Annotated in this window: 8 protein-coding genes; 6 read left to right on the forward strand and 2 right to left on the reverse strand. The window is 61.3% G+C overall.

Features of this window, described 5'->3' with window-relative positions; genetic code table 11:
- Nucleotides 1–216 precede the first annotated feature (216 nt).
- Together ACN9MX_RS03045 and ACN9MX_RS03050 are read right to left on the reverse strand one after the other, a co-directional pair.
- Nucleotides 217–876 (reverse strand): response regulator, encoded by a 660-nt coding sequence (locus ACN9MX_RS03045; protein WP_133651835.1) that lies wholly within the window; start codon nt 874–876, stop codon nt 217–219.
- The gene (locus ACN9MX_RS03050; protein WP_363825402.1) at nt 873–2,558 is read right to left on the reverse strand and encodes a sensor histidine kinase; all 1,686 of its coding nucleotides are present in this window, start codon (nt 2,556–2,558) and stop codon (nt 873–875) included. The genes ACN9MX_RS03045 and ACN9MX_RS03050 overlap by 4 nt, the downstream gene beginning before the upstream one ends.
- A 207-nt stretch (nt 2,559–2,765) precedes the next feature.
- On the opposite strand from ACN9MX_RS03050, the gene recO reads away from it, so the two are divergent.
- The 6 genes from recO (at nt 2,766) to ACN9MX_RS03080 (ending at nt 7,902) form a co-directional block, all read left to right on the forward strand.
- Nucleotides 2,766–3,500 carry a DNA repair protein RecO gene (gene recO / locus ACN9MX_RS03055; protein ID WP_363825405.1) on the forward strand — a complete coding sequence of 245 codons (735 nt, stop codon included), beginning with the start codon at nt 2,766–2,768 and terminating at the stop codon, nt 3,498–3,500.
- Nucleotides 3,501–3,618: 118 nt separating this feature from the next.
- Nucleotides 3,619–4,665 carry a 3-isopropylmalate dehydrogenase gene (leuB, locus tag ACN9MX_RS03060; RefSeq protein WP_363825407.1) on the forward strand — a complete coding sequence of 349 codons (1,047 nt, stop codon included), beginning with the start codon at nt 3,619–3,621 and terminating at the stop codon, nt 4,663–4,665.
- 25 nt (nt 4,666–4,690) lie between these two features.
- Nucleotides 4,691–5,899: an O-succinylhomoserine sulfhydrylase gene (metZ, locus tag ACN9MX_RS03065; RefSeq protein WP_363825410.1), complete on the forward strand. Its 1,209-nt coding sequence runs from the start codon at nt 4,691–4,693 to the stop codon at nt 5,897–5,899.
- Between the two features lie 33 nt (nt 5,900–5,932).
- On the forward strand, nt 5,933–6,331 hold the full coding sequence (apaG, locus tag ACN9MX_RS03070) for a Co2+/Mg2+ efflux protein ApaG (RefSeq protein ID WP_025546552.1): 399 nt from the start codon (nt 5,933–5,935) through the stop codon (nt 6,329–6,331).
- Complete coding sequence (locus ACN9MX_RS03075; protein WP_363825412.1) at nt 6,328–7,119, forward strand: LysR family transcriptional regulator; 792 nt, start codon at nt 6,328–6,330, stop codon at nt 7,117–7,119. The genes apaG and ACN9MX_RS03075 overlap by 4 nt, the downstream gene beginning before the upstream one ends.
- A gap of 75 nt (nt 7,120–7,194) precedes the next feature.
- Nucleotides 7,195–7,902, forward strand: coding sequence for a tetratricopeptide repeat protein (locus tag ACN9MX_RS03080; protein WP_363735107.1), 708 nt, complete (start codon nt 7,195–7,197; stop codon nt 7,900–7,902).
- The last annotated feature ends 769 nt before the right edge of the window (nt 7,903–8,671 follow it).

Consider the following 8,671-nt stretch of genomic DNA (forward strand, 5'->3'; position numbering starts at 1 on the left):
CCCGAAAATGCTCTAAAGTATTTTCAAGTCGACCGTTTACGGTCAACGGCTCGGAAAATGCGGCATTAAAAGACAATGGCGATTTTCACGCGATCGCAACCTGTTGCTGGTTAAGAAAATCGCTGAAAACAAGGAAGCATCGAGCAGAAAGGTAGGGATCGGATTACGCTTCAAATGATGTGAGAACAACGATTTGAAGTGCGCGATCTGCGTCCTCTAATGCTCCATGCCGACGGCGGGTATTTCGCTGTCCATCGACATCATCATGATGATCAGTTCCGATCGCGACTTGATGTTCAATTTCTGGAAGATGCTGTGCAGGTGGACCTTCACTGTCCCCTCGGTCAAACCGCACCGGTTCGCTATTTCGCGGTTGCGCAGGCCTGCGCGGATCAGGCCGGCGATCTCCAGTTCCCGGTCGGTCAGGACGGCAAGCACATTGGCTTCGCTGGCGGGAGCGGAAATGCTGTGCACCAGCGCCTGTTCCATGACGAAGGGTGCGATGCTCTTGTTGCCGCTCAGGACCTGCTGGATGCAGCCTAGCAGATCATTGGGGTCACTGTCCTTCAGCACCACCCCGTCAACGCCCAGCTTGATCGCTTCCAGCGTCTGTTCCGGGCGGATATGCACGGTCATGAAGATGACCGGTACGGTGCTGCCGCTATTCCGGATGGCAGAAAGGATCGCAAGGCCGCCGCCGCTCTTCATGCTGACGTCGAGGATGAGCAGGTCGGGCTCGCCCGCCTGCATCCGTTCCAGCGCTTCTTCGACCGACCGGGCGCAGAACAATATGTCATGGCCGTGGGAGCTCAGGAACTGGGCCATGCCATCCAGGAAGATCGGATGATCGTCGACTATCGCTATCTGGGCCATCATATCGGAGACCTTGGTAAGGAGGAGGGTAATCTGATCGAGATCAGCGAATTCATACTCAGATTATGAAAATATGCTGTTCCGCCGATCTTGCCCAGTCGCTTCATGATGGACTGCGACTGGAGTTCGAAATCGCCGGTATAGTTTTCGCGGGCGACCGCCTGCGGCCCGGGATTGTCTTTCAATGCAATCAATATCTCATCCTCGACCTGTGCGATCGATACGGTGATGTGGCGCGCATTTGCGTGCTTGACGGCATTGGCCGCGGCCTCGCGGATCAGATATTCGACTTCCGCCGCCGTTTCGGCGGATACGGTCATCGAACGTTCGGCCAGGTTCAGGCGGCAATCTATCGCCCATTGCAGGGCGATGAAGCGGCAGCAGCGTTCGACCTCCCGGCCAAGGTCGACATCCGTCTCAGCCGCAACCGGACTTTGCTGGCTTAGCAACCGACGCAGATGCGCCTGTTCGGCCGTCACCAGTTCCTCCATCGACCTGAGTTCCGTCAACTGGTCAGGAACGGCGGCGTTGGAGAGGCCATGGATAGTGGTCGCCAGCCGGACGCGAAGCGCGGCCAATGTCTGCAGCACGCTGTCGTGAAGATCGCGGCTCAGCGCCTGGCGCGCTTCGGCAAAGGTGCGCTGGCGCCAGGCGAGGAAGAAGAAATGGCGCTCCAGGAAAAGGTCGATCCCCTCCTGTATGCGAAGGCAACGCAACAGCACGGCGGGCGACCAGCCATGGCTGGTCCCGATGAACAGCCTGCCGCGCAGTTCGCCCGCCTGGATATGAATGCTCGCGCCCTGACCTGCGCCGAAGACGTCGGATATGCTGTCGACCAGATCCGGTGCCCGCTCGTTCCGCAATATGCCGAGGCGGCTGCGCAGCAACAGCCGTGGCGACTGGGTGGAATAGAGGAAGGGCGCTTCCCGCGGGGTGACATTCGACAGCCCGTCAATCTGCTTCTGTGGCAGAATGAGATGCCGCACGCCGTCGCCGTCGTACAGTTCGCAGTGGACGGTGGTATCGTCCATCATCTCCCAAACGAACGCGCAATAGCGGGAGTTCATCAACTGGGAGACCTGCTCCACCAGAAATTGCGCCAGCGACTTCTGGAAGGACAGACCGACGCCTTGCAGCCTTTCCGACCAGCTTATCAGTCGCCGTTCCAATATGTTCATGCTCAACATGGATGCCGCGATGACGCAGCCGATGACGATGGTCAGGCTGTCGATCGCGCGGTCCACTGCGGCCACGTGGCGGGCCGAAGCCCAGCTTTCATAATATCCCCGCGCGATGAAAGCGAAGATCAGGCATATCCCCAGGATGAGGACCGCCCCGCGACCGAAACGGTCGGATGCTGACCAGGCGACGAAGAACAGGCAACCCAGCGCCGCGATCTGCAAGGGTTCGCACAGCACGATGACCGTCAGGAAGGCGATAAGGTCGAATATCAGGAAAATGGGACGCAGCAGCAGGCCCAGAGGCGGCGTCAGCGAATTTTGCGCGATGCTGATCGCCGTCCATGTCCACACGGCAGCCTTCAGCAGCAAGGCCGTGTGGGCGAAATCCGGCTCGTTGCTGAACATCGCTTCGATCTGCCACGTCGCCGCAGCCGAAAAGGCGACGCGGGATATGGCAAAACCCAGCGTCGGCGAACGTCCCAGCCAAAGCACCAAGCGGTCCATCGCGGAAGATGATGCCAAGGGCATGTGATACATGGTGAAATTTGTCCCCCGACAAGTCCCCGCATGATTGTGCGCATGGCCTGATGGAAAAGCAACCTATATCAAAAGGCGGCCTTGCCCTGGGCGGCGATTTCTGCGCGATTCTGGGACAGTCGAGCTGAAGAGGAGATGGATGGCGCGGGGGGCTGCGGGCCGATATGAAGGGATATGGCAACGCTGATCACTCCGGCCCTGATGTGCGCGTTGCGGCCCCATGGCGAACATGGGGCGGTCGCGCGTCTTCTGACGCCCGATCATGGCCTGCTTGCAGGCTACGTCCGAGGCGGACGGTCGCGCCAGCTCCGCCCCGTCCTGCTTCCCGGCAATGCCGTCAAGGCCGAGTTCCGCGCCCGGACCGAGGAGCAATTGGCCGGACTGACAGTCGAACTGGACCATAGCCGCGCTCCCCTTCTGGCGGAGCCCTTGCCTGCGGCAGCGATCGACTGGGTCTGCGCGCTCACGGCCGTGGCCTTGCCCGAGGGGACGCCCTATCCAGCGCTTTATGCGGCGCTGGACGGCGTGCTGGGCGCTGTGGAGGCCGCGCCCGCCGCGCGGGGCTGGGCAGTGGCGCTGGTCCGCTATGAATTGCTGTTGCTGGCGGAACTGGGCTTCGGGCTGGATCTAACCCGGTGCGCTGCGACCGGCGGGAACGACGACCTCGCCTATGTCAGTCCTCGCAGTGCGGCGGGAGTCAGCCGCGCGGGCGCTGCGGGCTATGAGGACCGGCTGTTGCCTCTGCCCGCTTTTCTGCTGGAGGGTGGAGCAGGGGATTGGCCCGCCATATTGGACGGGCTGCGGTTGACGGGCTTCTTCCTCGAACGATCGGTGCTGACCGATTGGCGGACCGATGTGCTGGCCGCGCGGGAGCGTCTGGTGGAGCGGCTCAAAAGAGCTGTTGCCTGAATTTGCCTGTTTCACGTTTCTGCCTTTGCGGGAGCGGGCGCTTTCTCCTTCGCCTAAACGCTTGCGCTGGCCGCACGCGCTTCATAAGGGGCAGCCACGCGTTTGAAGGAGTTGCCCCATGTTGATCGCCCTGTTCCCCGGAGACGGTATCGGTCCCGAGATCGTCGCGCAGGCACGGCGCGTGCTCGATGCGCTGGCGATCGATGGCATCATTTATGAGGAAGGGCTGGTCGGCGGCGCGGCCTACAAGGCCGTTGGCCATCCGCTGCCGCCCGAAACGCTGGACCTTGCCAGGCGTGCCAGCGCGATCCTCTTCGGCGCCGTGGGCGATCCGGATTGCGACTCACTGGAACGCCATCTCCGCCCTGAACAGGCGATTCTGGGCCTGCGCAAGGAACTCGGTCTCTTCTCCAACCTGCGCCCGGCAAAGGTCTTTCCCGAGCTGGCTGACGCCTCCGCCCTCAAGCAGGAGGTGGCGAGCGCCATCGACCTGCTGATCGTGCGCGAGACCAATGGCGACGTCTATTTCGGCGAAAAGGGCATGCGCAAGACGCCGGAGGGGCTGCGCGAAGGCTATGACATCATGTCCTATAATGAGGAGCAGGTGCGCAAGATCGCGCATCAGGGGTTCAAGGCAGCGCGCGCGCGCCGGGGTAAGCTCTGCTCGGTGGACAAGGCCAATGTGCTGGAGACGAGCCAGCTTTGGCGCGACGTGGTGATAGAGGTGTCGGCGGACTATCCCGACGTCGCGCTCAGCCACATGTATGTCGACAATGCCGCGATGCAGCTTGTGCGCAATCCTGGGCAGTTCGATGTCATCGTCACCGGCAATATGTTCGGCGACATCCTTTCGGATCAGGCGAGCATGTGCGTGGGATCCATCGGCATGCTGGCTTCGGCCACGCTCAACGACAGTAATCAGGGACTGTATGAGCCGATCCACGGCTCCGCGCCCGACATTGCCGGACAGGGCAAGGCCAATCCGCTGGCAACGGTCCTGTCCGCAGGCATGATGCTGCGCTACTCGCTCGGCATGCCGGAGCAGGCCGACCGGATCGACGCCGCCGTGGCGAAGGCGCTTGCCGATGGCGCGCGCAGTTTCGATCTGGGCGGCACGATGAATACGGTTGAAATGGGCGATGCCGTGCTGGCGGCTCTGGTCTGAAATTTCGGGATCCGAGGATAAGGAAATGAAGCGCAAGAGCGGGCAGAATCCCGAAATCACCCGGACCTGGCGTCCCGCGACCCTTGCTGTGCGGGGCGGCAGCGCCCGGACCGAATATGGCGAGACGTCCGAGGCGCTGTTCCTGACCAGCGGATACAGCTACGACCGGGCTGAGGACGCCGCGGCGCGCTTTGCCGGCGAGCAGCAGGGCATGACCTATTCGCGCCTTCAGAACCCCACGGTCGAGATGCTGGAAAAGCGCATCGCCCTGCTGGAAGGGGCCGAAGCCTGCCGCGCGACCGCAACGGGGATGGCGGCGATGACGGCTGCCTTGCTGTGCCAGCTTTCCGCGGGTGATCATGTGGTAGCGGGCAAGGCGCTGTTCGGGTCCTGCCGCTGGTTGACCGACACGCTGCTGCCCAAATTCGGTATCGAGACGACCACGGTCGATGCGACCGACAATGCTGCCTGGGAAGCTGCCGTTCGGCCAAATACGAAGGTGTTTTTCTTTGAGACGCCTGCCAATCCGACGATGGACGTGGTGGACCTTGCCGCCATCTGCGGCATCGCCAGGGCCCATGGCATCACCAGCGTTGTCGACAATGCCTTCGCTACGCCCGCGCTCCAGCGTCCGATGGAATATGGCGCGGACGTGGTGGCCTATAGCGCGACCAAGATGATGGATGGGCAAGGCCGCGTCCTCGCGGGCGCGATCTGCGGCACGGAAGATTTCATCATCAACACGCTGCTGCCCTTTCACCGCAACACCGGGCCGACGCTCAGTGCGTTCAACGCCTGGGTGGTGCTGAAGGGGCTGGAGACGCTCGACCTGCGCATCCGCCGACAGAGCGAAAATGCATTGAAGGTCGCGAAATTCCTGGAAGGCCGGGTGGCTCGGGTGCTCTATCCGGGTCTGGAAAGCCATCCCCAGCACGCGCTCGCCATGAAGCAGATGGCGATGGCCGGGCCCATCTTCTCGCTCTATGTCGGCGGCGGCCGGGCCGAAGCGCATGGTCTGCTCAACGGTCTCGAACTGGTCGACATCAGCAACAATATCGGCGACGCCCGCTCACTGATGACGCACCCCGCATCCACCACGCACTACGGCATGGCGGAAGCGGCGCGGCTGGAGGTCGGCATCACCGAGGACATGTTGCGCCTCAACGTCGGGCTGGAGGATCCGGAGGATGTCATCGAGGATCTGGATCGCGCGCTGAAGTCGATAGGGCGTTGACGGGACAGGGGTGAAAGGCGCATTTCTTAACCCGTGAACGCACTTTTTCCCTTCCACGCGACAACGCGCGACATCAACGTGCACGTCGCGGTCACATTCCTGCCCGAACAGTCGGAGCCGGACCGGGGCCGATGGTTCTGGGCCTATCATATCCGTATCGAGAATGACGGGGACCAGCCGGTGCAACTGCTGACGCGTCATTGGATCATTACCGATGGGCGCGGCACGCAGCATCGTGTCGATGGAGACGGTGTCGTGGGGGAACAGCCAGTGGTGCAGCCAGGCAAGAGCTATGACTATGTATCAGGCTGCCCGCTCAATACGCCGACGGGATCGATGAAGGGGCATTATCACATGATCGGCGCCAGCGGCGAGACGTTCGACATCGCCATCCCGCATTTCGCGCTGATCGCGCCGGCGGTGGCCGAATGAAGCGTACCCATTTGCCGCTCAACGGCCTGCGCGTGCTGGATGCCGCGGCGCGGCACCTGTCCTTTACGCGCGCCGCGGATGAACTGGCCGTGACGCCAGCTGCCGTGGGGCAGCAGATTCGCGCGCTGGAGGATCTGTTGGGCGTCGTCCTGTTTCGCCGGACTCCCAAGGGGCTGGAACTGACGCCTGAGACCGAAGCGGGCCTCGCTGCCCTGCGTGCCGGTTTCCTGGAGTTCGAGGAAGCGGTGCGCGCCATGCAGGCGGGTCAGTCCAGCAGTTCGCTCACCATAGCGGCGCCGCGAGACATCACGGCCAAATGGCTCCAGCCCCGTCTGGCGGGCTATGCGGCCAGCCAGCCGGACCTCAAGTTCGCGCTAGTCGCGGCTGACGAGGCGCTGGACTTCACCGAAGCCAATCTCGACCTCGCCTTGCGTCTGGCCGAGGGGCCGGGCGAGAATGAGGGCGTGAAGCTGGGCGAGGCGGCCTTTGTAACCGTGGAAGCGGTCAAGGACGGTTCCGATCATCGCATCGAATGGCCCGGTTGTCCCAAGGAGGATGTGCCATCAACGATCCGCGTCGCCGATGCGGGGCTGGCGATCGAAGCGGCCGCCAACGGATTCGGCCATGCCTGCGTGCCCTTCCTGCTGGCCCAGGCGGATATCGCGGCTGGGCGCGTGCGGCAGGTGGGCGACGCTGCGCCTTCGATACTGGCCTATTGGCTGATCGCGCCCCTGCCGCAATGGCGGCAAAAGAAGGTCAGGGCTTTGGTCGAGGCGCTGACAGCGTAAAAGTCCGCGCTTGCACTTTCTTAAGCCTGTTGGACATAGCATCCATCAGCCGAAAGATTGCGAAGGGAGAGTGGCTTGGGCGTCGGCAAAAGGGTCTGGATGGTGCGAGGCGCCCTGCTGCTGTGCATTGCTTCGCCCGCGCACGCGCAAGCGCCTTATGTCCCGGACGTGACCGAAGCGCGGGAAAAGGAATGGCGCAAGCTGGTGGCGGCGTCCCAGGCTGCCTATGCGTCGGGCAAGGCGACCGATGGCATCGATCCCGCACGGAAAGGCCTGGCGCTGGCCGATGAACTATTCGGCCCGGATGATCCCCGCTCGCTGATTTCCGCCAACGACCTGGCGTTGCAACTGGAATCCATCGGGCAGTTCAGGGAGGCGGAAAGCCTGTATCGGCGCGTGTTCGACAGCTATTTGCGGACCAGGGGGGGTGACGATCCCAACACGCAGCTTGCCCTGGAAAATCTTGTTGATTTCTACATGGCGCGCAAACGCTATGACGCAGCTGAGCCTTTGGCGGGTTATGCCCTGGCCAGTTTCCGGCGCACCACCGGTTCGGGGAGCGCACGCAGTCAGCGGATGGAACGGATATTGGCCGACATGCCCAGGCCCGCTGTGACGATGGATTCCTTCCCTTCCGCCGGATCGGTCGAAATTGTCGCGGGCGGCGGGGCGAATGAACAGGATCATGCAATCAAATCGTCCGATCAATCCACAGGGCAGGGGAATGATGTGGAAAAACCTTCGCCCGATGCAGCAACGGCCATAGACCAAATTCGTCCCTGACGAAGAATATCCTTGCGTTCTGCCGCAGTGGTTTGAACGATTAACCTTGGATATAAGTCATCGGGTCAATTGTTTAAAATTACGCAACCGTTATTCCTGATTCTTGTCGGAGGGGGATTGAATTTCCATAGCTTATCGCCGGTCACAGGCCGACTGGACGAAGCCGCGGGAAGGAAAGCACGGCTCCGAAAGATAAGCCTATGGGTCGCATTAGGGCGGGCGGTCGGTTGCGTAAACCGGCCGCCCGTTTCCATTTCCGGATGGAAAGCGCCCGTCGTTTCATCTGGTCCCGATCCAAATTCGTTATTTGCCAAAGTCCGCTCGTGCCAGGTTCGCGACGAGTCGAACCGCAAACGAATTGTCCGAGTCGCATATGCCCTCAGCCCAATTTGTTAACCAAGGCCAAGATCGGCATAGTCGAAAAGATATAATTTTCTGAAACTATATATATCCTTAGTAATAATCCTAAAGTTATTTTTTCGGCTGTATCGTATTAAAATGGTTAACAAAACTGGAATCTGCGTGACTCATTTCGAGGACGACGAATAAGATCAGCCATCGGGTCAGTAAAAATACAGATGCAAAATGTTAATCCGGGGCGGCAGCCGACTTTCAAACGGTCCTGCCGGCGGGAGAACGTTGACTAGGGGCAATAGCTGATCCGCTGATTGCCGCAATGTCGGGAAAAGGCGTCAGGTCCGAATGCATCAGGCATTCGGGGCAAGCCCTTTTGCGCGCTTCTTCCATGCCCCCATGGCGACAGGTGGGA

Source organism: Sphingobium sp. R-21 (genome assembly GCF_049913335.1).
Lineage (GTDB): Bacteria > Pseudomonadota > Alphaproteobacteria > Sphingomonadales > Sphingomonadaceae > Sphingobium.